Below are 23,005 nucleotides of genomic sequence, written 5' to 3'. Positions count from 1 at the left end.
TCCGGAATGATTAATCCAAATCCAAAACGCTCTGACGAACCCGTATTCTGGGGCCTGTTTGGTGCAGGCGGTATGTGGAGCGCAATCATTGCGCCGGTAATGATCCTGCTGGTAGGCATTATGCTGCCGCTGGGCTTTGTTCCTGATGCTTTCAGCTATGAACGCGTACTGGCATTCGCTCAGAGCTTCATCGGACGTGCGTTTCTGTTCCTGATGATCGTTCTGCCGCTGTGGTGTGGTTTACACCGTATGCACCACGCGATGCATGACCTGAAAATCCACGTGCCGGCTGGCAAATGGGTATTCTACGGACTGGCAGCTATCCTGACCGTTGTAACGGCGATTGGTATTCTGACCATCTAAGTACATGCGTTAATTATCAGGCCCGCCATTGGCGGGCCTTTTTTATTTGTGCAGCACCCCGGTCAACCAACGGGAAAATTCACGCATCGCGGGCGTCTCCGGGCGAGATTGCAAACGCGTTATCCAGTAGCTTCCCAAATCAATCTGCGTTAAAAACGGCTGAACGATACGTTCACTGCTGAGTAAATGCGTGAACATTCTGACTGGCGCAATTGCCACACCGATCCCCGCCTGAGCGGCTTCCAGCATGGTGACGGACGAATCAAACACCATCACATTGTGCGTCGGTGACGGAGGCGCCTCTCCGGCCGCCTGCATCCAAAGCGCCCATTCATCCCGCCGATACGATCGCAATAACGGAAATTTCAGGATGTCCGCAGGCGTTTGAATCTGCGAAGCCAATGTTGGCGAACACAGTGGAGACATCAGCGCGCTACATAAATATTGCGCATCGGTATCGTGCCAGGCTCCCCCACCGTAGCGAATGGTATAATCCAGCCCTTCGGCGGCGGGATCCACGCGATTATTATGGGTAGAAATATGCAAATCAATATGTGGGTAACTGCGCTTAAAATCGCTCAGAAGCGGGAAAAGACAGCCGATAGCAAAGGTTCCCACTACGCCAATTTTAAGTTTTTCCTGGGTCTGTTTAGTGGCAAAACGATCCAACATCCCCGCCATACGATCGAAGGAGTCATTAAGTACAGGTAACAGACTTTCCCCTTCAGTCGTCAACATTAATCCACGAGAACCGCGCACAAATAGCTGACAGTTCAGCTGCTGCTCCAACGATTTTACATGCTGGCTGATGGCAGAATGCGTCACGTTGAGCTCAATCGCAGCGCGGGTAAAACTGAGATGTCTGGCCGCGGCTTCAAAAGCCCGCAGCGAGTTAAGAGGGATATAGCTACGCGTCATCATTAAGCCTGTTAGAAAAACTTATATCTGCTGCTAAATTTAACCGTTTGTCAACACGGTGCAAATCAAACACACTGATTGCGTCTGACGGGCCCGGACACCCTTTTGCTTTTAATTACGGAACTGATTTCATGATGAAAAAATCGATATGCTGCGCACTGCTGCTGACAGCCTCTTTCTCCACGTTTGCTGCCGCAAAAACAGAACAACAAATTGCCGATATCGTTAACCGCACCATCACACCACTGATGCAGGAGCAGGCTATTCCGGGTATGGCCGTGGCGATTATCTACGAGGGGAAACCTTATTACTTTACCTGGGGTAAAGCCGATATCGCCAATAACCACCCAGTCACGCAGCAAACGCTGTTTGAGCTAGGGTCGGTCAGTAAGACGTTTAACGGCGTGTTGGGCGGCGACGCTATCGCCCGCGGCGAAATTAAGCTCAGCGATCCGGTCACGAAATACTGGCCAGCACTGACAGGCAAACAGTGGCGGGGTATCAGCCTGCTGCACTTAGCCACCTATACAGCGGGTGGCCTGCCGCTGCAGATCCCCGATGACATTACGGATAAAGCCGCATTACTGCGCTTTTATCAAAACTGGCAACCACAATGGACTCCGGGCGCTAAGCGTCTTTACGCTAACTCCAGCATTGGTCTGTTTGGTGCGCTGGCGGTGAAACCTTCAGGTATGAGCTACGAAGAGGCAATGACCAGACGCGTCCTGCAACCATTAAAACTGGCGCATACCTGGATTACGGTTCCGCAAAGCGAACAAAAAAACTATGCCTGGGGCTATCGCGAAGGGAAGCCTGTGCACGTTTCTCCGGGACAACTTGACGCCGAAGCCTATGGCGTGAAATCCAGCGTTATCGATATGGCCCGCTGGGTTCAGGCCAACATGGACGCCAGCCACGTTCAGGAGAAAACGCTCCAGCAGGGCATTGAGCTTGCGCAGTCTCGCTACTGGCGTATTGGTGATATGTACCAGGGATTAGGCTGGGAGATGCTGAACTGGCCGCTGAAAGCTGATTCGATCATCAACGGCAGCGACAGCAAAGTGGCATTGGCAGCGCTTCCCGCCGTTGAGGTAAACCCGCCAGCACCTGCCGTGAAAGCCTCATGGGTGCATAAAACAGGATCCACAGGCGGATTTGGCAGCTACGTTGCCTTCGTTCCAGAAAAAAACCTTGGCATCGTAATGTTGGCAAACAAAAGCTATCCCAACCCGGCTCGCGTCGAGGCGGCCTGGCGCATTCTTGAAAAACTGCAATAACTGACAGAGGGGTCCGGTAAATCGGACCTCCTTTCTTGCTCTTTTTTCCCTGCTGTCATCTACACTTAACAAAAAACAGTAAGGAAAACACTATGCGCATTCTGCCCGTCGTTGCTGCAGTTACGGCTGCATTCCTGGTTGTCGCTTGCAGCTCCCCAACACCGCCGAAAGGCGTTACCGTGGTGAATAACTTTGATGCCAAACGCTATCTGGGAACATGGTATGAAATTGCGCGCTTCGACCATCGTTTCGAGCGCGGGTTGGATAAAGTGACCGCAACGTACAGCTTGCGCGACGACGGCGGCATCAACGTTATTAACAAGGGCTATAACCCTGACAGGGAGATGTGGCAGAAAACGGAAGGGAAAGCCTATTTCACCGGCGACCCAAGCACGGCCGCGCTTAAAGTATCATTCTTCGGCCCCTTCTATGGTGGGTATAACGTAATTGCACTCGACCGGGAATATCGTCACGCGCTGGTTTGCGGTCCGGATCGCGACTACCTGTGGATCCTTTCACGGACTCCAACTATTTCAGATGAAATGAAACAGCAAATGTTAGCCATCGCGACCCGGGAAGGGTTTGAGGTAAATAAGCTGATTTGGGTGAAACAGCCTGGCGCTTAGTGAGTGCTCAGCTTCAGACCAATAATGCCAGCAACGATCAGCCCAAGGCTCAGCAAACGTGCCGGACTGGCAGATTCACCCAGCAGCAAAATCCCTGTAATGGCCGCCCCTACGGCGCCAATGCCGGTCCAGACCGCATAAGCGGTTCCTACAGGTAATGTGCGCATTGCCCAGGAGAGCATGGCAATACTAACGATCATCGCCGCAATAGTGATAATGCTTGGCGTAAGACGCGTAAAACCGTGGGTATATTTCAGGCCAATCGCCCAGACGACTTCGAGCAAACCTGCAATTAATAAAACGATCCAGGACATATCAGGCTCCAGAACAATGGGGCCGTCCCCGGTGAAAGAAGCGTTTGCAGGTCGTCCTACAAAACTGATGTGTGAAATGGCATTTTTGCCCGGAAGAAAATGAATTTCAACCTTTTTATTCACTGCCTGCTAAAAGCAAGAATTAAGCATAATTAGCGGCGTAGTTCCCGCATTTGGCACTCATCGGAGTTCTCTATGATGAAGGGCTTTCTGAAACCGGAAAGTCGATTGCCCCTCTTCTGAATGCGAAACGTTTATGCTTAAAATTTTAGTGATTGACCGGTGCCACTTTACCCGCACAGGGATAGAGGCCTTGCTTAATCATTCTGGCAGGTTCAGCTCTTCATTTCTGGTATCAGGAATCAATAATCTCCTGTTAGCAAAAGAGCATATTTTGCAATGGAAACCGCATCTGGTGATCGCGGATTTATACAGTTTTATTAGCGAGACGCACTCCAGTCCGCCAATTAACCCTTTTTTTATGAGTTGTGGCGTCATCCCACTGATTTTACTGCAATCAGCAGATAGACAGCATGCCCCCATCGCGCCCTCTCAATCCGTCGCCCATTCGGTCTTGACCAAGCACACCACGCTGAACACACTCTCCCACACAATTCAGGAAGCACTTCAGGTTCGCCCCGCATTAGAAATACCCAAAAACGCCACGCCTTTGCTTACGCCGCAGGAGGAGAAAGTATTATCAATGTGGATGGATGGTGTGAGTAACAATGCCATTGCCGCCGCACTCAACATTCATGGCAAAACGGTCTACACCTATAAGCGGAATATCCGTATGAAACTGCACCTGGGGAACCGCTTCTCGCCGTTTCTGTCACTCCCAGGGAAGGGAGATTAACGGTACGACACGACGTCGTACCGTTCTTCATTATTGCTGAGCTTTTGTCGCTGCACCAGAAATGGCGCTACCGCCTTCAGAAATATCCTGTCCTACGCCTCGTGTGGTATTACACGCGGTTAAAACGGAAGAAAGTACCAACACAGAAAAGATCGCAGCAATTGTCTTCTTAACCATAACGTCTTCCTTTTCTAGCCAATATTGTTTGTGTATAGCTACTTAATAATAGACAAGATCTGGGAGTGTGATGGATAAACAATCGTTTTTAAGACTATATGAAAGGATTAGCTGGCAGCGTGAGAGATTGAATTGCCAAGATGTTTGATGTCTTCACCGAAGCCGCGCGCGGTATTGCATCCCGTCAGGAGGGTGCTGGTGAAAAGGAGTAGCATTACAAGACCGAGAAGACGTTTCATCATTCCTGCCCTGGAAAAAGTATGGCGCAGCAACCTGCGCCATAAGATCAAATGGAAGACTTATTTTACGCGAGAAACGTATTCGCCGGAGCGGGTATCCACTTTGATCACTTCGCCGATCTGTACGAACAGCGGAACTTTAACGACTGCGCCGGTAGACAGGGTAGCCGGTTTGCCGCCAGTACCAGCGGTATCGCCTTTCAGACCTGGGTCGGTTTCAACAACTTCCAGCTCAACGAAGTTCGGCGGAGTTACGGAGATCGGCTGACCGTTCCACAGGGTCACGATGCATTCAGCCTGGTCCAGCAGCCATTTAGCGTTATCGCCTACCGCTTTCTCGTCAGCAGCCAGCTGTTCGAAAGTGGTGTTATTCATAAAGTGCCAGAACTCACCGTCGCTATACAGGAAAGTCAGGTTCATGTCGGCTACGTCTGCGCCTTCAGCGGAGTCAGTAGACTTGAAGGTTTTCTCTACGCGAGTACCGGTCAGCAGGCGACGCAGCTTAACGCGCGCAAACGCCTGGCCTTTACCTGGTTTAACGAATTCGCTGGCTTCAACCGCATAAGGTTCGCCGTCCAACATGATTTTAAGACCAGCACGAAAATCGTTGCTATAGTACGTTGCCATAAGGCCCTCTGAAAATTGTTAACTGGTAGCTAAGCCACAAAATGGCGCATATTGTAACCCTAAATACCCCATCCAGAGAAGATTGGTTATCGCAACTTGCCGATGTTGTGACCGATCCCGATGAACTTCTGCATCTTTTGAATATAGACGCAGATGAAAAACTGTTGGCCGGACGCGATGCGAGACGGCTTTTCGCCCTGCGCGTGCCGCGCGCGTTTATTGCCCGCATGGAGAAAGGTAACCCGGACGATCCGCTTTTGCGTCAGGTACTTACCTCCCAGGAAGAGTTTGTTGCCGCGCCAGGCTACTCAACCGACCCGCTGGAAGAACAGCACAGTGTGGTTCCCGGTCTGCTGCATAAATATCGCAATCGGGCACTGTTGCTGGTCAAAGGCGGTTGTGCGGTGAATTGTCGCTATTGCTTCCGTCGACACTTCCCATATGCCGAAAACCAAGGCAATAAGCGCAACTGGCAGGTCGCTCTCGACTACATTACCGCGCATCCTGAGCTGGATGAAATCATCTTCTCTGGTGGCGATCCGTTAATGGCCAAAGACCACGAACTGGACTGGTTGCTCACGCAACTGGAAGCCATTCCGCACATTAAACGCCTGCGTATTCACAGCCGTTTGCCGATAGTGATCCCTGCGCGCATTACCGAAGGACTGGTCGAACGTTTTGCGCGCTCCTCTCTGCAGATTCTGCTGGTCAATCACATTAACCATGCCAATGAAGTTGATGAGACGTTTCGCCAGGCGATGAGTAGTCTGCGCGCCGCGGGCGTTACGCTACTCAACCAAAGCGTATTGCTGCGTGGCGTGAACGATAACGCACAAACCCTGGCTAACCTTAGCAACGCACTATTTGATGCCGGTGTGATGCCCTATTACCTGCACGTGCTGGATAAAGTACAGGGTGCCGCCCACTTTATGGTCAGCGATGATGAAGCACGTCACATTATGCGTGAACTGCTGACACTGGTTTCCGGTTACATGGTCCCCAAACTGGCGCGTGAAATTGGCGGAGAGCCAAGTAAAACGCCGTTGGACCTGCAGTTACGCCAACAATAACCATTATTGAGTGTCCGATTCCGGACACTCACTATCGATCACGATTATTTAATATCCCTGCAGGTGGAGCCGCACTTTTAATATGTGCTATTTTAACTCTCAGCGCGCAATTAGTTATTTGCAAAAAATATAAATCAAGTCAAATCTAGATTTTCAATAAATATATGGTTAGGGAGAACCTTTGATGGCTATAAGTATTAAGGGTGTTAATACCGGAGTTATTCGTCAAAAGAATGAATTTGTTGCCTTGGCATTGAAGATTAAAGAACCAAGAAATAAAGAGTCGCTGTTTTTTCTCTCTCCGCTTGGGCTAAGAGATCTGCTTATCGCGCTCGAGAGCAGGCTCTATATGAAGCACCAACTTAGCGAAGACGCACGTTTGCAATATGAAAAAGAACGTGACAAAGCCAGCAAAAAGATGCACGAAAACATTCCGTTAATTCAGGAAGATGAGTTAAAGAATGCGGATATTAACCGTCGCATAAATTCACTGACGTTAGTGGATGATAAAGGGGAGAACTTAGTATTTTCTCTGACGTTGCATGACGGGAAAACAGATGAATTACTGGTTAATGAATTACAAATTCAGGTGTTGGCGCATGCAATTATTCATGCAATAAATAATGCTGGCATGCGGGATTTAGCGTTGCGAATTACATCGCTGCTGGATTTCCTGCCGCTGTACGATGTGGATTGCCAGCAAAACGACAATCTGGAATACGACTCTTATACACAACCCGAATGGAAACATAACCTGTTTAATCATTATCTGGCGATTATTTACCGCTATACGGATGATAAAGGAAAAGCCCATTTCTGTGGTTCGGTAGTAAAAACTCGCGCCGCTTCCGGCAGCAAAGAGGCCGAAGCCATTACTCGCCGTCTGCCCGATTTCAGCCCACGGCTGAAAAAACTTGCCGGTGTACCGTGCCAGGTGTTTATCAGAACGTTGACGGGCGATAAGACGCAAAAGCTCAATCAGGATCAGTGCCTGCGAGCACTGCATCATTTACGCGTTCAGTCTGCACATAAGACTCAGAATGCCTGATGGCGCTGTGCTTATCAGGCCTACGATTGCATGAGTCTGTCCAGGCCACTTTATTACACAAAATCATTCAATCTGCATCGCGGCGGCAAGCGAAGAAAATCCCCAGGAGCATAGATAACTATGTGACTGGGGTTTCACAGCGCATCCAACAAAGAGGCTGGTTGAAGGATGAAGTGTAATCAGTTAGGGCACTTATAAACCTGTCCAATCATCTCACTGGCGGTAGGAACAAAGCTGGACAGCATTCCCTGCGATGGGCTACTGACGCCATAAATCACATTACCGCCCATTGCCGCAGCCTGGTTACGCAGATCGTTTGCTGCGCCACGCATTGAGCCGCCCTCTTCGCCGTGCTGGCCAGAAAGCCAGTTGCTTTGCTTACCGGTTGCCGTGCCTATCAGTTGGCACTCTGCGCCAGGCTTGTCTTCGACAAAGCGTACGCTTTGCCCGGCTGAACTCAGTTCGTTGCTGGAGCTACAACCCGCCATCAGTAGCGCGGCACCAACGATCCCTGCTAAATATTTCACGTGCATGTCATTCCCCATGATCAATTAGTTGGACGTTATGTCCGTAGCTGAATCATATACTAAAAAGATGACCAAAAGAAAAACCCCCGGACATTTCTGCCCAGGGGTTTCTCAATTCTGAGAGGTTCAGAACAACATGATTACATCATGCCGCCCATTCCACCCATGCCGCCCATACCACCAGCAGCACCTAAGTCAGGAGCATCGCCTTTCGGCAGGTCGGTAACCATGCACTCGGTGGTGATCATCAGACCCGCAACAGAAGCCGCGTACTGCAGAGCAGAACGAGTTACTTTGGTTGGATCCAGGATACCCATATCGATCATGTTGCCGTATTCTTCAGTTGCAGCGTTGTAACCGTAGTTACCGTCACCGGCTTTCACGGTGTTAGCCACTACAGACGGCTCTTCGCCGCAGTTCAGTACGATTTGACGCAGTGGGGATTCCATTGCGCGCAGCGCAACTTTGATACCTACGTTCTGGTCTTCGTTCTGACCTTTCAGGCCGGCAATTTTAGACGCTACGCGAATCAGCGCAACGCCACCACCAGCAACCACGCCTTCTTCTACCGCAGCACGGGTAGCGTGCAGGGCATCTTCAACGCGGGCTTTCTTCTCTTTCATTTCAACTTCAGTCGCAGCACCAACTTTGATAACCGCAACGCCGCCTGCCAGTTTCGCTACGCGCTCCTGCAGTTTTTCACGGTCATAGTCGGAAGTTGCTTCTTCGATCTGCTGGCGAATCTGAGTCACGCGCCCCTGGATTGCAGCTTCGTCGCCCACGCCATCGATGATGGTGGTGGTATCTTTGTTGATAACAACGCGTTTCGCCTGGCCCAGATCTTCCAGAGTTGCTTTTTCCAGCTCCATACCGATCTCTTCAGAGATAACGGTACCACCGGTCAGGGTAGCGATATCCTGCAGCATTGCTTTACGACGATCGCCGAAGCCAGGTGCTTTAACCGCAGCGACTTTCACGATACCGCGCATGGTGTTAACAACCAGAGTTGCCAGCGCTTCGCCTTCAACATCTTCAGCGATGATCAGCAGCGGTTTGCCTGCTTTCGCTACAGCTTCCAGAACCGGCAGCATTTCGCGGATGTTGGAGATTTTCTTGTCAGCCAGCAGGATGAACGGGCTTTCCAGTTCTACTGCGCCAGTTTCCGGCTTGTTGATGAAGTAAGGAGACAGGTAGCCACGGTCGAACTGCATACCTTCAACCACGTCCAGTTCGTCCTGCAGACCGGTACCGTCTTCAACGGTGATCACGCCTTCTTTACCGACTTTGTCCATCGCTTCAGCGATCAGTTTACCTACGGTTTCGTCGGAGTTAGCGGAGATGGTACCAACCTGAGCAATAGCTTTAGAGTCGGAGCACGGTACGGACAGTGCTTTCAGTTCTTCAACAGCAGCAGCGACAGCTTTGTCGATACCACGTTTCAGATCCATCGGGTTCATGCCCGCAGCAACGGCTTTCAGACCTTCAGTGATGATGGACTGAGCCAGTACGGTTGCGGTGGTGGTACCGTCACCTGCAGCGTCGTTCGCTTTAGAGGCAACTTCTTTCACCATCTGCGCACCCATGTTTTCGAACTTGTCTTCCAGTTCGATTTCACGTGCTACGGAAACACCATCTTTAGTGATGGTCGGTGCACCGAAAGATTTATCCAGAACTACGTTACGGCCTTTTGGACCGAGGGTAACTTTCACTGCATCTGCCAGTACGTTTACGCCGCGCAGCATTTTCACACGAGCGTCGTTACCGAATTTTACGTCTTTAGCTGCCATTTTCTCTTTCCCTTAAATTCGTATGTTCAGTGTCGTTCGCGGATTAGGCTTCAACAATTGCCAGGATGTCGCTTTCAGACATGATCAACACTTCTTCATTGTCGATCTTCTCAGATTTAACACCGTAGCCATCGTTGAAAATAACGATATCGCCGACTTTCACGTCCAGCGGCTGTACGGTACCGTTGTCCAGGATGCGACCCTTACCGACAGCGATGATTTCGCCACGAGTTGATTTACCTGCTGCAGAACCAGTCAGTACGATGCCGCCAGCAGATTTGGATTCAACTTCTTTACGTTTGACGATCACACGATCATGTAACGGACGAATACTCATTGATAGCTCTCCTTTGAGAAAGTCTTTATCAGTTATGGGTGACGCCGGCCCGTAAACGGTTTCCCGGCTAGTGACCAGAGAGATGGGGATGGGGTTTTGTGCCTTCAAGGGGGCAAGCGAAAAAAATTTTTTATCAGCAGAAAATCCCGTCAAAATGCCGACCTGCCTCACATTCCATAACGATTTCAGTCACGTCGTCATAAGCAAATCCGATTGTGATACCATCAAAAATCTGCGTTGTAGCCCGGTCAATGGGCATAATCGGATAACCACTTATGAGCGGACTGAAACAAGAGCTGGGATTGGCTCAGGGCGTTGGCCTGTTGTCGACATCATTGTTAGGTACAGGCGTTTTCGCCGTCCCCGCGCTGGCTGCGCTGGTGGCTGGCAATAACAGCCTGTGGGCCTGGCCGGTGCTGATTGTTTTGGTCTTTCCGGTGGCGATTGTCTTCGCCGTACTGGGTCGTCATTTCCCCAGCGCAGGCGGTGTGGCGCATTTTGTCGGCATGGCCTTTGGTTCACGACTGGAGCGCGTCACCGGATGGCTATTTTTGTCGGTCATTCCTGTCGGCTTGCCTGCGGCATTGCACATCGCCGCCGGATTCGGTCAGGCGATGTTTGGCTGGCATGACGAGCAGCTTCTGCTGGCTGAGCTGGGTACGCTGGCATTGGTTTGGTACATCGGCTCCCGCGGCGCAAGCTCAAGCGCTAATCTGCAAACGGTCATTGCCGGACTGATTGTTGCCCTCATTGTTGCTATCTGGTGGGCGGGCGATCTGAAACCAGGCGAAATCCCCTTCCCTGCAATTAGCGATATTGAACTCCCCGGTCTGTTCGCCGCGCTGTCGGTGATGTTCTGGTGTTTTGTTGGCCTCGAAGCGTTTGCTCACCTGGCGTCTGAATTCAAAAATCCGGAACGAGACTTCCCACGCGCGCTGATGATTGGCCTGCTGTTGGCTGGATCTGTTTATTGGGCATGCACCGTCGTCGTTCTCCATTTTGGTGCCTACGGCGAGCAAATGGCCGCCGCAGCATCGCTGCCAGAAATCGTCGTGCAACTGTTTGGTGTACAGGCACTGTGGGTCGCCTGCATCATTGGTTATTTGGCCTGTTTTGCCAGCCTCAACATTTATATTCAAAGTTTCGCTCGACTGGTCTGGTCGCAAGCGCAGTATAAGCCTGAGAGTTATCTGGCTCGCCTGTCCCCCCGCCACCTTCCGCGCAATGCGCTAAACGCCGTCTTAGGCTGCTGCGTAGTCAGTACTCTGTGTATCTATATGCTGCAAATCAATCTCGATGCGTTAATCGTCTACGCCAACGGCATCTTTATTATGATTTATTTGCTGTGCATGTTGGCGGGTTGTCGATTACTGAAAGGGCATTACCGCGCACTGGCAATCATTGGTGGTCTGCTGTGCCTACTACTACTGGCAATGGTCGGCTGGAAGAGTTTGTACGCATTGATTATGCTGGCAGGGCTGTGGCTGTTTTTACCCCGCAGGCCGGATAAGGCAACGTTGACGCCATCATCCGGCCTATAAACACTTTTGCCGGATGGCGCTAACGCTTATCCGGCCTACATACTGAGGCTTAATCCCGACGATCGTCTTTATGTTCGATGCTGTCGCGCTTGTCATCCTTACGCTGAAATTCACCATCAAAAGTCTCACCGCCACCGGTTCCGGCGCTAAAACCACCGCCAGGCATACGCGAAAAACGTAAATGTGGCAGCAGTTTCATCGTCAGATGTTTTTGCACCGGGGGTAATAAAAGAAGAAGACCGAGGAAATCGGTGAAAAAGCCAGGCAGCACCAACAGCAGGCCAGCGATAATCAGCGATACGCTTTTGATCATTTCTGCAGCCGGACTTTCACCAGCAGCCATTTTTTGTTGCATCAGTAAAAAGTTCTTAAATCCCTGATTACGAACCAGAGACATACCGATAACCGACGTAAAAATAACCAAAATCAGCGTCATCAGGACGCCCATCACATGGGCAACCTGAATAAAAATAGATATCTCTATGTAAACATAGAGAAAAATGGCAAGTAATGGTATCCAGCGCAAAGGGATCTCCTGTTAATAACAGCCGTTTTGTTCAACTTCTGTTCGAAAAATTATGTTAATCGCATCGATTTGATATTGTGGTGGTTAGCAAAATTTCAAGTGGCTTGTACACTAATATTTAGGGTTAATCACAAAGGGGTGATCCATTTCACAGAATAATAAATAAGGGGTAAATTCCACGCTTTAAGTGATCCAGATTACGGTAGAAATCCTTAACCAGCATATGATCTCGGGTATCAGACCGATGCAGGGGATAATCGTCGGTCGAGAAACAATCGAAATCACATATATCCTGTGTGTTTAGTCAAATCATTGGCAGCTTGAAAAAGAAGGTTCACATGTTAAACAACATTCGTATCGAAGAAGACTTGTTGGGTACCAGGGAAGTTCCAGCGGACGCCTACTACGGTGTCCACACTCTGAGAGCGATTGAAAACTTCTACATTAGCAACAGCAAAATCAGCGATATTCCTGAATTTGTTCGCGGTATGGTAATGGTTAAAAAGGCAGCGGCAATGGCCAACAAAGAGCTGCAAACCATTCCTAAGAGTGTGGCAAATGCCATCATCGCGGCGTGTGATGAAGTCCTGAATAACGGAAAATGCATGGATCAGTTCCCGGTAGATGTTTACCAGGGTGGTGCGGGTACCTCCGTCAACATGAACACCAACGAAGTTCTGGCCAATATCGGTCTGGAACTGATGGGTCACCAGAAAGGTGAATATCAGTACCTGAACCCGAACGACCACGTTAACAAATGTCAGTCTACCAACGATGCATACCCAACTGGCTTCCGTATCGCTGTATACGCATCCATCATCAAACTGATTGATGCACTGAACCAGCTGCGTGAAGGCTTTGAGAAAAAAGCCGATGAATTCCAGGACATCCTGAAAATGGGTCGTACCCAATTGCAGGATGCTGTACCGATGACTCTCGGTCAGGAATTCCGTGCTTTCAGCGTACTGCTGAAAGAAGAAGTGAAAAACATTGGGCGTACCGCTGAGCTGCTGCTGGAAGTTAACCTCGGCGCAACAGCAATCGGTACTGGTCTGAACACGCCGAAAGAGTACTCTCCGCTGGCAGTACAGAAACTGGCTGAAGTCACTGGCTTCGCCTGTGTTCCGGCAGAAGACCTGATTGAAGCAACTTCTGACTGTGGCGCATACGTTATGGTGCATGGCGCACTGAAGCGTCTGGCTGTGAAGATGTCCAAAATCTGTAACGACCTGCGTTTGCTCTCCTCTGGTCCGCGTGCGGGTCTGAACGAGATCAACCTGCCGGAACTGCAGGCTGGATCTTCTATCATGCCAGCTAAAGTGAACCCGGTTGTTCCGGAAGTCGTAAACCAGGTGTGCTTCAAAGTCATCGGTAACGACATCACTGTTACCATGGCATCTGAAGCTGGTCAGCTGCAGCTGAACGTAATGGAGCCGGTCATTGGTCAGGCAATGTTTGAATCCATTCACATTCTGAGCAACGCTTGCTACAACCTGCTGGAAAAATGCGTTAGTGGTATCACTGCTAACAAAGAAGTCTGTGAAGCGTTTGTATTCAACTCCATCGGCATCGTTACTTACCTCAACCCGTTCATCGGTCACCACAACGGCGACATCGTCGGTAAAATTTGTGCCGAAACTGGTAAGAGCGTACGTGAAGTTGTCCTGGAACGCGGTCTGTTGACCGAGTCTGAACTGGACGATATCTTCTCTGCACAGAACCTGATGCACCCTGCTTATAAAGCAAAACGTTATACTGATGAAAGCGAACAGTAATCGTGTAGGGTAGTACCGGAGAAGGCACGTCATGATGACGTGCCTTTTTTCTTACTCGAAGTTACTTAAAAACAACAATTTAATATCAACTTGTTAAACAACAAGGAAGGCTAATATGATAGTTTTAGAACTTATCATCGTTTTGCTGGCAATCTTTTTAGGTGCCAGACTTGGGGGTATCGGTATTGGATTTGCAGGTGGGCTGGGTGTTCTGGTTCTTGCCGCTATCGGCGTAAAACCCGGTAATATCCCGTTCGATGTTATTTCCATCATCATGGCGGTTATCGCTGCCATTTCAGCTATGCAGATTGCAGGTGGTCTGGACTATCTGGTTCATCAAACTGAAAAACTGCTGCGTAAGAACCCGAAATACATCACGATCCTTGCACCTATCGTGACCTATTTCCTGACTATCTTTGCCGGTACTGGCAACATCTCTCTGGCAACGCTGCCGGTTATCGCTGAAGTTGCGAAGGAACAAGGTATCAAGCCTTGCCGTCCGCTCTCTACCGCAGTGGTTTCTGCACAGATTGCGATTACGGCTTCTCCAATCTCCGCAGCCGTGGTTTACATGTCTTCCGTCATGGAAGGTCATGGCATCAGCTACATTCACCTGCTGTCCGTGGTCATTCCGTCCACCCTGCTGGCCGTTCTGGTGATGTCCTTCCTGATCACCGCACTGTTCAACTCCAAACTGTCTGACGACCCGATTTATCGTAAGCGTCTGGAAGAAGGCCTGGTTGAACTGCGCGGTGAAAGACAAGTTGAAATCAAAGCTGGCGCGAAAACCTCCGTTTGGCTGTTCCTGCTGGGCGTGGTTTGCGTAGTTGTTTACGCCATCATCAACAGCCCAAGCCTTGGCCTGGTCGCTAAACCGCTGATGAACACCACCAACGCAATCCTGATCATCATGCTGAGCGTCGCGACGCTGACCACGATCGTCTGCCGCGTTGAAACTGACTCCATCCTGAACTCCAGCACCTTCAAAGCCGGTATGAGCGCCTGTATTTGTATCCTGGGTGTTGCATGGCTGGGTGATACCTTCGTATCTCACAACATTGACTGGATCAAAGATACTGCAGGTAGCGTAATCCAGGGTCATCCGTGGCTGCTGGCGGTCATCTTCTTCTTTGCTTCCGCGCTGCTGTACTCTCAGGCTGCAACCGCTAAAGCACTGATGCCGATGGCTCTGGCTCTGAACGTTTCCCCACTGACTGCTGTTGCGTCTTTCGCCGCGGTTTCTGGCCTGTTCATTCTGCCAACCTACCCAACTCTGGTTGCGGCGGTTCAGATGGATGACACCGGTACAACCCGCATCGGTAAATTCGTCTTTAACCATCCGTTCTTCATCCCTGGTACTCTGGGTGTGGTTCTGGCTGTCTGCTTCGGCTTCTTGCTGGGCAGCTTCATGCTGTAAGTTTTTCCTGCAGGGTGCCTGGGCGCCCTGCAGTTCCTACTCCCCACCCCGCTTTAACTAACATCCTTCCCTCGTCCGTTGTATAGTGACCATTCTTTTGCTGGTTACTCTGTTCTTTCGAGGTGTTTATGCTTGATGTAAAGAGTCAGGATATTTCCATCCCCGATACCGTTGTGGTGCTCTGTACCGCCCCGGATGAAGCAACCGCCCAGGATCTCGCCGCCAAAGTGCTGGCGGAAAAGCTGGCTGCCTGCGTGACCCTGCTACCCGGTGCGACCTCCCTCTACTATTGGGAAGGCAAACTGGAACAGGAATATGAAGTCCAGATGATTTTAAAAACCACCGTCACACACCAGCAAGCCCTTCTCGATTGCCTGAAGTCACATCATCCGTATCAAACGCCTGAACTTCTGGTTTTACCCGTCACTCACGGAGACTTTGATTACCGCTCATGGCTCAACGCATCCTTACGCTGATCCTGCTGCTGTGCAGCACATCTTCCTTTGCCGGATTATTTGACGCGCCTGGCCGCTCGCAGTTTGTACCTGCCGATCGGGCGTTTGTTTTTGATTTTCAGCAAAACCAACACGATCTGAACCTCACATGGCAGGTTAAAGATGGCTACTATCTATATCGCAAACAGATAAGCATTACGCCATCTCAGGCCGATATTGCCGAGATAAAACTGCCGCCAGGCGTTTGGCATGAAGATGAGTTTTACGGCAAAAGTGAGATTTACCGTAAACAACTGACTATCCCGATCACGGTCAATCAGGCTAAGTCTGGCGCAACATTAACGATCACATACCAGGGCTGCGCCGACGCCGGATTTTGCTATCCACCAGAAACAAAAACGGTGCCATTAAGTGAAGTGTCTGCCGATATCCAGGCGACACCTGCGCCGGTGCCAGCCACTGTCGATCCGCAAGAGAAACCGCAGCCCGCGGCTCAACTTCCCTTTACCGCTCTGTGGGCATTGCTGATCGGAATAGGCATCGCGTTTACGCCCTGCGTACTGCCGATGTATCCGCTGATTTCCGGGATCGTACTGGGCGGCAAGCAACGCTTATCAACCGGACGGGCACTGCTGCTGACGTTTATCTACGTTCAAGGGATGGCGCTCACCTATACCGCGCTGGGTTTGGTTGTTGCAGCCGCCGGTTTACAGTTCCAGGCCGCGCTACAACATCCTTACGTCCTGATTGGCCTTGCCGTCATCTTTACGCTGCTGGCTCTGTCGATGTTTGGCCTGTTCACACTGCAACTGCCTTCATCGCTGCAAACGCGCCTCACGCTAATGAGTAACCGCCAGCAAGGCGGAGCTCCCGGCAGCGTCTTTGCGATGGGGGCGATTGCTGGCCTCATCTGTTCTCCTTGCACAACGGCCCCGCTAAGCGCGATTTTGCTGTATATCGCTCAGAGCGGGAACATGTGGCTGGGAGGCGGCACGCTGTATCTGTATGCGTTGGGGATGGGATTCCCCCTGATGCTAATTACCGTATTTGGCAACCGCCTGCTGCCTAAAAGTGGCCCATGGATGGAACATGTCAAAACCGCTTTTGGCTTTGTCATTCTGGCGCTTCCCGTCTTCTTACTCGAACGTATCGTTGGCGACGAGTGGGGCGTTCGCTTATGGTCACTGTTAGGCGTCGCGTTCTTTGGCTGGGCGTTCATTACCAGCCTGCAGGCAAAGCACGCCTGGATGCGTATCGTGCAGATTGTCCTGTTAGCCGCAGCACTGGTATGCGTGCGTCCACTGCAAGACTGGGCGTTCGGCGCGCCGCATACTCAAACCCAGGCACACCTTAACTTCACGCCGGTGGCATCGGTAGATGCGTTAAATCAAGCGCTGGAGCAAGCTAAAGGCAGGCCAGTCATGCTGGATCTGTATGCCGACTGGTGTGTAGCCTGTAAGGAATTTGAAAAGTACACGTTCAGTAATCCGCAGGTTCAGCAAGCGCTAGGCAACACGGTGCTGTTGCAAGCGGATGTGACAGCAAACAATGCCCAGGATGTTGCTCTGCTGAAACATCTACAGGTTTTAGGTTTGCCGACTATCTTGTTCTTTGATGCCGAGGGAAAAGAACATCCGGAGGCCAGGGTAACGGGTTTTATGGATGCCGCGACCTTCAGCGCACATTTGCGCGATCGCCAACCGTGAGCGACACTTGCAACAGGAAATACGGAGGAGAATACCGTGCAACGTGAAGATGTCCTGGGAGAAGCCCTGAAATTACTTGAGGTGCAAGGGATAGCCAATACCACGCTGGAAATGGTGGCCGAACGTATCGATTATCCTCTGGATGAACTGCAGCGCTTTTGGCCCGATAAAGAGGCCATTCTGTACGATGCGCTACGTTACCTCAGCCAGCGGGTGGATATCTGGCGGCGTCAGCTTTTGCTGGATGACACCCTGAGCGCTGAGCAGAAATTACTGGCGCGCTACACTGCACTGTCCGAATGCGTGAGCAATAATCGCTATCCCGGCTGTCTGTTCATCGCCGCCTGTACGTTTTACCCCGATCCTGGGCATCCGATCCATCAGTTAGCCGATCAGCAAAAAAAGGCAGCACATGACTTCACCCATGAACTGCTCACGACGTTGGAAGTTGACGACCCGGCAATGGTCGCCAAACAGATGGAACTGGTGCTGGAAGGCTGCCTGAGCCGCATGCTGGTTAATCGTAGTCATGCTGATGTCGAAACGGCACACCACCTGGCCGAAGATATCCTACGCTTTGCCCAGTGCCGAATGGGCGGTGCGCTGACCTAAGCGAGCATTATCTGTTTTAGCCGCATCTGTCGGGGAGATTTGTGCAAACTTCAGGCATAACCATGCAGATTGCCGCAATATTAAGCGGTTGAACAATGTTTCCAGAAATTTGATTGACTGACAGACGTGAATACGGTTTAATGCGCCCCGTTGCCCGGATAGCTCAGTCGGTAGAGCAGGGGATTGAAAATCCCCGTGTCCTTGGTTCGATTCCGAGTCCGGGCACCACTATTCAGAAGAACCCGCCTATGGCGGGTTTTTTGCTTTTAGGGTTCTGCTAGATTTCTGATCGTTCTGTCCACAGCGACTCCTACCCTACCTCATCACGCCAGCTAAACCTTTCAGTGAGACCACGATGGTACTGCAAAAAATATAGCGGTATCAGGAACACCTCTTTTTCTGGCGTGCTTAACCGTAGGCCAGATTTGAGTAATTTATCTGAACAACCTTGGGCACTGAACCAGCGGGTGAAGGAACTGGGCATAGAGTAGCCTGGATTCTGCAGGTAGCGAATAACCCGATCGCGTTGCAAGGTACGCACATTCATCCCCAGGGGCTGGAACTGGTCTCCGCCTCGACATCTGAAGCAAACGCCAGGGAGTAAAAACCAACCTTCATCTACAATTGCCATCATACCGAGCAAATAGTGAGTCAACGAGGAATCTGGATGGTGAAAACAAGAATCATACAGTCAGCGCAGGGGGCCCATGCCTATCCGTTGCTGATCAAGAGCTTACTGCTGTCGGGTGGGCGTTCTCATCCCGAGCGAGAAATCGTCTACGCCGATAAGCTCCGTTACGACTATCGTACCCTCAAACAGCGCATTCATCGCCTGGCAAACATGCTGACAGCGGCCGGTGTCATGCCTGGAGACACCGTCGCCTTGCTAGATTGGGACAGCCATCGTGCCCTCGAGTGCTTCTTCGCGGTACCCATGATTGGTGCCGTGCTGCACACGGTGAACGTCCGCTTCTCGGCGGACCAAATCGCTTACACCATGAATCATGCCGAGGATAACCTGGTACTGGTGCACGACGACTTCTTGCCGGTTGTCGAGTCACTGGCAGAGACGCTGACCACTATCCGGGGATACATCCAGCTTAGCGACGAAGAATCGAAGGCGACCAGCCTACCGGTGCTAGGGGAATATGAGACCCTGCTGGCCGCAGCGGGAGAACTCTTTGACTTCCCCGACTTCGATGAAAACTCGATAGCTACCTTGTTCTATACCACTGGAACCACGGGCAATCCCAAGGGAGTCTACTTCAGCCATCGCCAGCTGGTCCTGCACACGCTCAATGAGCTGGGTCTCCTGGCAGCCCACGAGGGACAGTCGCTGCTACGATCGAACGATGTCTACATGCCGATCACCCCTATGTTCCACGTGCATGCCTGGGGCGCTCCCTATGTCGCAACAATGCTGGGTGTGAAGCAGGTATACCCCGGTCGTTACGAACCCAACAAACTGGTGCGGTTTTATCACGATGAGGGTGTGACCTTCTCGCATTGTGTGCCAACCATTTTGCAGATGATCCTTGAGTGCGAAGAAGCCACGCAGACTGATCTGTCAGGATGGAAGATGTTACTGGGTGGCAGTTCACTGTCCCTTGGACTGGCGACACAGGCCCACCATAGGGGCATACGCATTCACGCCGGCTATGGCATGTCTGAGACCTGTCCCCTGCTCTGTATGACCCACTTAAGCGATGCCGAGCTGGCCCTTCCCATGGATGAACAGTTACCCCTGCGGATTCGGACCGGCCTGCCTGTCCCGTTGGTGGATCTGCGTATCGTCGATGGCGAAGGTCGGGAGGTGGTGCACGACGGAGAAGCCCTGGGCGAAATAGTGGTGCGAGCCCCTTGGTTGACTCAGGGCTACCTGAAGGAGCCCGAGAAAGGGGCTGAGCTATGGAATGGCAGTTGGCTGCACACCGGCGACATAGCCTCTATCGATCCCCATGGGATAGTGGAAATCAAGGATCGCATCAAAGACGTAATCAAGACGGGTGGTGAGTGGATAAGCACGCTGGAGCTGGAGAGCCTCATCAGCTCACACGCGGCGGTCAGGTCGGTAGCCGTCGTCGGGATACCTGATGAGCAGTGGGGCGAACGCCCCCTGGCTCTGGTGGTTTGCAAGGAAGGGGAGGACCTGGAGCCGCAAGCCATAGCGACACATCTACAAGGATTCGTCGACCGCGGCCACATCACTAAATGGGCGATCCCACGACAGATAAGGATAGTCCCGGATATTCCCAAAACCAGCGTTGGCAAGATCAACAAGCGTCTGATTCGGGAGCTCGAAGCCAGCAATGGGAAGGATATCATTTAAGCGATCTGTCGCATTCACAGCGTAAGGTTAACAACAGTCACACTGCTTATATTTCAGGTAGCTTGCCGATATCAATGCTCTGCCGGGGAACTCACCGTCCCCGGGCGGATGCTGATCCCCCCTTTAGCAACATAGGGTTCTGGTCGATGTCAGGTCCTGCTGGACGAAAACCCGTCCTCAGCGCCTTCCATCCATCCTGATTATTTACCTAAATCTGCTTTATTCAACAACGCCAGATTCACCATCACTCATGCTTTCTTTGCTTTGAATAAACCGCAGCGCCAAATAAAGGTCTGGTGCCAGAATCATGTCGTCGTCCTTCATTGTCGGTCGACTCTCTTTAAACCAGCGTGTTAACTCCGTTTTCCGGCCCGCAAGAATTAACTTAATCTGCCGCCCCTTCAGGTCCCGTTTTAACTCATTAATGGTTGCCAGGACGCTGATATCTGAATAGGTAAAGCAAGAAACGGCGTCAATGACCACCCATTTAGGTTGTAGTACTGCACCATCGACTAAATTCAAAACGCGGCGCTTAAAATAGGCCACATTAAAATAGGTCAGCGGTGAGTTAAATCGGTACATCAACACGCCAGGGATCATTTTCACATCAGTTGAATTACCTAATGAGTGAATCATCCCATTTTCGTCAATTCCCAATAAGTGTTCAGTAGGACGAAAAACTGTGCGCAGGAACTGCAACAGACCCAGCAATACCGCAAGGCCGATCCCCTGAATAACACCAATAATCAGAACACAGCCAAAAGTGAAGAACGCCAGGCGAAATGCGGGTTTATTTCTTCGCCTCAGATTCCAGAGTCCGCGTAAATCAATCAATGACCACGATGCATAAATTAGAACAATGCCTAATGCAGATACCGGAATAAATTGTAATGGCTGCGTGAAAAATACCACGACAATTCCGATGATTAAGGCTGCAACAACGGAAACCAGCTGACTTTTCCCTCCGGTGGAGTCATTTACCGCAGTCCGGGAATCGGCTCCGCTAATCGCAAACCCCTGAGATAAGCCAGACATCAAATTCGCAACACCCAAAGCCCTGAACTCAGCATCAGCATTTATTTCGTATCCATTTTTCGCGGCAAAACTGCGAGCGGTTAGCATCAGGCTAACAAAACTGACTAATGCCAGGTTCAGCGCAGGGATCAATAAATCACGCGCCAGACCAGGCTGAAATGAGCCCCAGTGAACAACAGGCAAACCAGACTGGAAGCCCGATCCCCCAATAGTGGCAATACCATACTGCTGTGCAGATGTGACCCATACCAGCGCCGTTGTTATCACAATTGCAATTAACGGTGCTGGCCATTGGCTACGAAACGTTTTGATAGCTATTAAAATCGCTAACGTTAGGATGGAGATCCCTAAGGTTAATAAATGAATTTCTGAGAGTCGGCCTGGCAGGGCAATAATCTTCTCAATCACTTGCTCTTCATCAAGCGTAATCCCCAGCACCTTACCGAGTTGCCCGACAATAATCGTCACGGCAACGCCGTTAAGCAGCCCCGTTAGAATGGGATGAGAAAGCAGATCAGCAAGCGCACCTAGGCGAAACTTACTGGCAAGTAGACACCATCCTCCCATCATCACGGTCATGACGATTGTTAACTGCCAGTGGAGTTCTGGATTTCCGGCAGAAAGAGGAACCACTACTGCCGCAATTACCGCGCAGGTCGTGGCATCAGGGCCAACAATCAATTGGCGGGAAGAACCAAACAGTGCATAAGCTAGCATTGGCAAAACGCAGGAATATAACCCGACGATAGCCCCGACTCCCGCCAACTCAGCGTAAGCAATCGCAACCGGTAGTGCTACGGCAGCAACGGATAACCCGGCTTTAACATCATGTTTTAGCCAGCTTTTATCGTACGCTAATAAATTTTTTAGACCCGGCATGTAGTTTAATACCATTTTTCCGAACACTTTATTCTCCGGATTGACCCTTACTAATAGATAAAGGTACACGTAACTGCCGCAGGAGATCCTGATATTTTCGGGAGGTAATACAGATAATTCAGATTGGGTGTTTATCGCGTATGCCGCAGAATGGCTTGTGTTATGCAGGCTCTGGATATTGCTTTGCACCCGATGGTGCGGTGTCGTGATCTGCCTGATGCGCTGCGCTTATCAGGCCTGCACAATACGTTCAGCCCGGCGGTTTTACCCCGCACACACGCAAAAAAGCCCATCCGTCAGGATGGGCTTCTTCACTTTATTTGATGCCTGGCAGTTTATGGCGGGCGTCCTGCCCGCCACCCTCCGGGCCGTTGCTGCGCAACGTTCAAATCCGCTCCCGGCGGATTTGTCCTCCTCAGGAGAGCGCTCACCGACAGACCACAGATAAAACAAAAGGCCCGGTCTTTCGACCGGGCCTTTCGCTTTTATTTGATGCCTGGCAGTTCCCTACTCTCGCATGGGGAGACCCCACACTACCATCGGCGCTACGGCGTTTCACTTCTG

23 protein-coding genes and 1 tRNA gene are annotated in these 23,005 nt (G+C 51.0%); 14 read left to right on the top strand and 10 right to left on the bottom strand.

Going from position 1 to position 23,005, the window contains the following annotated elements:
• The first annotated feature begins 6 nt into the window (after positions 1-6).
• Positions 7-363 carry a fumarate reductase subunit FrdD gene (frdD, locus tag OGV85_RS02730; RefSeq protein WP_003025535.1) on the top strand — a complete coding sequence of 119 codons (357 nt, stop codon included), beginning with the start codon at positions 7-9 and terminating at the stop codon, positions 361-363.
• 42 nt (positions 364-405) lie between these two features.
• On the opposite strand, the gene ampR is transcribed toward frdD, so the two are convergent.
• Positions 406-1,281: a LysR family transcriptional regulator AmpR gene (gene ampR / locus OGV85_RS02725; RefSeq protein ID WP_003025533.1), complete on the bottom strand. Its 876-nt coding sequence runs from the start codon at positions 1,279-1,281 to the stop codon at positions 406-408.
• Between the two features lie 131 nt (positions 1,282-1,412).
• Here ampR and OGV85_RS02720 point away from each other — a divergent pair, with 131 nt between their 5' ends.
• The gene (locus OGV85_RS02720) at positions 1,413-2,558 is read left to right on the top strand and encodes a class C beta-lactamase CMY-84 (protein ID WP_061547590.1); all 1,146 of its coding nucleotides are present in this window, start codon (positions 1,413-1,415) and stop codon (positions 2,556-2,558) included.
• Positions 2,559-2,650: 92 nt separating this feature from the next.
• Entirely contained in the window at positions 2,651-3,184 is a 534-nt protein-coding gene (locus OGV85_RS02715; protein WP_003025522.1) for a lipocalin family protein, read from the top strand.
• On the opposite strand, the gene sugE is transcribed toward OGV85_RS02715, so the two are convergent.
• Positions 3,181-3,498, bottom strand: coding sequence for a quaternary ammonium compound efflux SMR transporter SugE (gene sugE, locus OGV85_RS02710; protein WP_000118520.1), 318 nt, complete (start codon positions 3,496-3,498; stop codon positions 3,181-3,183). The two genes, OGV85_RS02715 and sugE, sit on opposite strands and share 4 nt — an antisense overlap.
• Positions 3,499-3,754: 256 nt before the next feature.
• On the opposite strand from sugE, the gene OGV85_RS02705 reads away from it, so the two are divergent.
• Positions 3,755-4,354, top strand: coding sequence for a helix-turn-helix transcriptional regulator (locus OGV85_RS02705; RefSeq protein ID WP_061547591.1), 600 nt, complete (start codon positions 3,755-3,757; stop codon positions 4,352-4,354).
• A gap of 30 nt (positions 4,355-4,384) precedes the next feature.
• On the opposite strand, the gene ecnB is transcribed toward OGV85_RS02705, so the two are convergent.
• The 3 genes from ecnB to efp all read right to left on the bottom strand — a co-directional run bounded on the left by ecnB (position 4,385) and on the right by efp (position 5,397).
• A complete protein-coding gene (ecnB, locus tag OGV85_RS02700; RefSeq protein ID WP_003025482.1) occupies positions 4,385-4,531 on the bottom strand; it encodes a lipoprotein toxin entericidin B in 147 nt (48 codons plus the stop codon).
• Positions 4,532-4,638: 107 nt separating this feature from the next.
• On the bottom strand, positions 4,639-4,773 hold the full coding sequence (gene ecnA, locus OGV85_RS02695) for a lipoprotein antitoxin entericidin A (RefSeq protein ID WP_003830568.1): 135 nt from the start codon (positions 4,771-4,773) through the stop codon (positions 4,639-4,641).
• 57 nt (positions 4,774-4,830) lie between these two features.
• Positions 4,831-5,397, bottom strand: a complete 567-nt coding sequence (gene efp / locus OGV85_RS02690) for an elongation factor P (protein WP_003025478.1) — start codon at positions 5,395-5,397, stop codon at positions 4,831-4,833.
• A 41-nt stretch (positions 5,398-5,438) separates the two neighbouring features.
• On the opposite strand from efp, the gene epmB reads away from it, so the two are divergent.
• Complete coding sequence (gene epmB / locus OGV85_RS02685; RefSeq protein ID WP_003844987.1) at positions 5,439-6,467, top strand: EF-P beta-lysylation protein EpmB; 1,029 nt, start codon at positions 5,439-5,441, stop codon at positions 6,465-6,467.
• A gap of 184 nt (positions 6,468-6,651) precedes the next feature.
• A complete protein-coding gene (yjeJ, locus tag OGV85_RS02680; protein WP_061547592.1) occupies positions 6,652-7,515 on the top strand; it encodes a YjeJ family protein in 864 nt (287 codons plus the stop codon).
• Positions 7,516-7,694: 179 nt separating this feature from the next.
• Here yjeJ and OGV85_RS02675 read toward each other — a convergent pair whose 3' ends face one another.
• The 3 genes from OGV85_RS02675 to OGV85_RS02665 all read right to left on the bottom strand — a co-directional run bounded on the left by OGV85_RS02675 (position 7,695) and on the right by OGV85_RS02665 (position 10,166).
• Positions 7,695-8,048, bottom strand: coding sequence for a DUF4156 domain-containing protein (locus OGV85_RS02675; protein WP_003025468.1), 354 nt, complete (start codon positions 8,046-8,048; stop codon positions 7,695-7,697).
• 134 nt (positions 8,049-8,182) lie between these two features.
• Positions 8,183-9,829, bottom strand: coding sequence for a chaperonin GroEL (groL, locus tag OGV85_RS02670; protein ID WP_003025464.1), 1,647 nt, complete (start codon positions 9,827-9,829; stop codon positions 8,183-8,185).
• 43 nt (positions 9,830-9,872) lie between these two features.
• Entirely contained in the window at positions 9,873-10,166 is a 294-nt protein-coding gene (locus OGV85_RS02665; RefSeq protein WP_000027827.1) for a co-chaperone GroES, read from the bottom strand.
• 275 nt (positions 10,167-10,441) lie between these two features.
• Here OGV85_RS02665 and yjeH point away from each other — a divergent pair, with 275 nt between their 5' ends.
• The gene (gene yjeH / locus OGV85_RS02660; protein WP_003025460.1) at positions 10,442-11,707 is read left to right on the top strand and encodes an L-methionine/branched-chain amino acid transporter; all 1,266 of its coding nucleotides are present in this window, start codon (positions 10,442-10,444) and stop codon (positions 11,705-11,707) included.
• Between the two features lie 49 nt (positions 11,708-11,756).
• Here yjeH and OGV85_RS02655 read toward each other — a convergent pair whose 3' ends face one another.
• On the bottom strand, positions 11,757-12,233 hold the full coding sequence (locus tag OGV85_RS02655) for an FxsA family protein (RefSeq protein ID WP_003025457.1): 477 nt from the start codon (positions 12,231-12,233) through the stop codon (positions 11,757-11,759).
• 338 nt (positions 12,234-12,571) lie between these two features.
• Here OGV85_RS02655 and aspA point away from each other — a divergent pair, with 338 nt between their 5' ends.
• The 7 genes from aspA (at position 12,572) to OGV85_RS02620 (ending at position 20,527) form a co-directional block, all read left to right on the top strand.
• The gene (gene aspA / locus OGV85_RS02650; protein WP_003025452.1) at positions 12,572-14,008 is read left to right on the top strand and encodes an aspartate ammonia-lyase; all 1,437 of its coding nucleotides are present in this window, start codon (positions 12,572-12,574) and stop codon (positions 14,006-14,008) included.
• Positions 14,009-14,123: 115 nt separating this feature from the next.
• Positions 14,124-15,425 (top strand): anaerobic C4-dicarboxylate transporter DcuA, encoded by a 1,302-nt coding sequence (dcuA, locus tag OGV85_RS02645; RefSeq protein WP_003025449.1) that lies wholly within the window; start codon positions 14,124-14,126, stop codon positions 15,423-15,425.
• A gap of 128 nt (positions 15,426-15,553) precedes the next feature.
• Positions 15,554-15,901, top strand: coding sequence for a divalent cation tolerance protein CutA (cutA, locus tag OGV85_RS02640; protein ID WP_003025447.1), 348 nt, complete (start codon positions 15,554-15,556; stop codon positions 15,899-15,901).
• Complete coding sequence (locus OGV85_RS02635) at positions 15,877-17,586, top strand: protein-disulfide reductase DsbD (protein ID WP_061547594.1); 1,710 nt, start codon at positions 15,877-15,879, stop codon at positions 17,584-17,586. Before cutA ends, OGV85_RS02635 begins: the two co-directional genes overlap by 25 nt.
• A gap of 36 nt (positions 17,587-17,622) precedes the next feature.
• Positions 17,623-18,198 carry a transcriptional regulator gene (locus OGV85_RS02630; protein WP_003025441.1) on the top strand — a complete coding sequence of 192 codons (576 nt, stop codon included), beginning with the start codon at positions 17,623-17,625 and terminating at the stop codon, positions 18,196-18,198.
• 152 nt (positions 18,199-18,350) lie between these two features.
• Positions 18,351-18,426: transfer RNA gene (locus OGV85_RS02625), tRNA-Phe, on the top strand.
• Positions 18,427-18,865: 439 nt separating this feature from the next.
• Positions 18,866-20,527, top strand: a complete 1,662-nt coding sequence (locus OGV85_RS02620; RefSeq protein ID WP_061547595.1) for a fatty acid--CoA ligase — start codon at positions 18,866-18,868, stop codon at positions 20,525-20,527.
• A gap of 219 nt (positions 20,528-20,746) precedes the next feature.
• Here OGV85_RS02620 and OGV85_RS02615 read toward each other — a convergent pair whose 3' ends face one another.
• A complete protein-coding gene (locus tag OGV85_RS02615; RefSeq protein ID WP_003036604.1) occupies positions 20,747-22,468 on the bottom strand; it encodes a SulP family inorganic anion transporter in 1,722 nt (573 codons plus the stop codon).
• Positions 22,469-23,005 lie beyond the last annotated feature (537 nt).

This window comes from Citrobacter sp. Cf132 (genome assembly GCF_030333885.1).
In the GTDB taxonomy this organism is placed as follows: Bacteria; Pseudomonadota; Gammaproteobacteria; order Enterobacterales; family Enterobacteriaceae; genus Citrobacter; species Citrobacter freundii.
The sequence above is the reverse complement of the archived record's forward strand: the minus strand, read 5'-3'. Positions and strand labels throughout refer to the sequence as shown.

Excerpts from the sequence above, each read along its gene's own strand:
- frdD (WP_003025535.1), top strand. The coding sequence starts at position 7 with ATGATTAATCCAAATCCAAAACGCTCTGACGAACCCGTATTCTGGGGC.
- ampR (WP_003025533.1), bottom strand. The coding sequence starts at position 1,281 with ATGACGCGTAGCTATATCCCTCTTAACTCGCTGCGGGCTTTTGAAGCC.
- OGV85_RS02720 (WP_061547590.1), top strand. The coding sequence starts at position 1,413 with ATGATGAAAAAATCGATATGCTGCGCACTGCTGCTGACAGCCTCTTTC.
- OGV85_RS02715 (WP_003025522.1), top strand. The coding sequence starts at position 2,651 with ATGCGCATTCTGCCCGTCGTTGCTGCAGTTACGGCTGCATTCCTGGTT.
- sugE (WP_000118520.1), bottom strand. The coding sequence starts at position 3,498 with ATGTCCTGGATCGTTTTATTAATTGCAGGTTTGCTCGAAGTCGTCTGG.
- OGV85_RS02705 (WP_061547591.1), top strand. The coding sequence starts at position 3,755 with ATGCTTAAAATTTTAGTGATTGACCGGTGCCACTTTACCCGCACAGGG.
- ecnB (WP_003025482.1), bottom strand. The coding sequence starts at position 4,531 with ATGGTTAAGAAGACAATTGCTGCGATCTTTTCTGTGTTGGTACTTTCT.
- ecnA (WP_003830568.1), bottom strand. The coding sequence starts at position 4,773 with ATGATGAAACGTCTTCTCGGTCTTGTAATGCTACTCCTTTTCACCAGC.
- efp (WP_003025478.1), bottom strand. The coding sequence starts at position 5,397 with ATGGCAACGTACTATAGCAACGATTTTCGTGCTGGTCTTAAAATCATG.
- epmB (WP_003844987.1), top strand. The coding sequence starts at position 5,439 with ATGGCGCATATTGTAACCCTAAATACCCCATCCAGAGAAGATTGGTTA.
- yjeJ (WP_061547592.1), top strand. The coding sequence starts at position 6,652 with ATGGCTATAAGTATTAAGGGTGTTAATACCGGAGTTATTCGTCAAAAG.
- OGV85_RS02675 (WP_003025468.1), bottom strand. The coding sequence starts at position 8,048 with ATGCACGTGAAATATTTAGCAGGGATCGTTGGTGCCGCGCTACTGATG.
- groL (WP_003025464.1), bottom strand. The coding sequence starts at position 9,829 with ATGGCAGCTAAAGACGTAAAATTCGGTAACGACGCTCGTGTGAAAATG.
- OGV85_RS02665 (WP_000027827.1), bottom strand. The coding sequence starts at position 10,166 with ATGAGTATTCGTCCGTTACATGATCGTGTGATCGTCAAACGTAAAGAA.
- yjeH (WP_003025460.1), top strand. The coding sequence starts at position 10,442 with ATGAGCGGACTGAAACAAGAGCTGGGATTGGCTCAGGGCGTTGGCCTG.
- aspA (WP_003025452.1), top strand. The coding sequence starts at position 12,572 with ATGTTAAACAACATTCGTATCGAAGAAGACTTGTTGGGTACCAGGGAA.
- dcuA (WP_003025449.1), top strand. The coding sequence starts at position 14,124 with ATGATAGTTTTAGAACTTATCATCGTTTTGCTGGCAATCTTTTTAGGT.
- cutA (WP_003025447.1), top strand. The coding sequence starts at position 15,554 with ATGCTTGATGTAAAGAGTCAGGATATTTCCATCCCCGATACCGTTGTG.
- OGV85_RS02635 (WP_061547594.1), top strand. The coding sequence starts at position 15,877 with ATGGCTCAACGCATCCTTACGCTGATCCTGCTGCTGTGCAGCACATCT.
- OGV85_RS02620 (WP_061547595.1), top strand. The coding sequence starts at position 18,866 with ATGGTGAAAACAAGAATCATACAGTCAGCGCAGGGGGCCCATGCCTAT.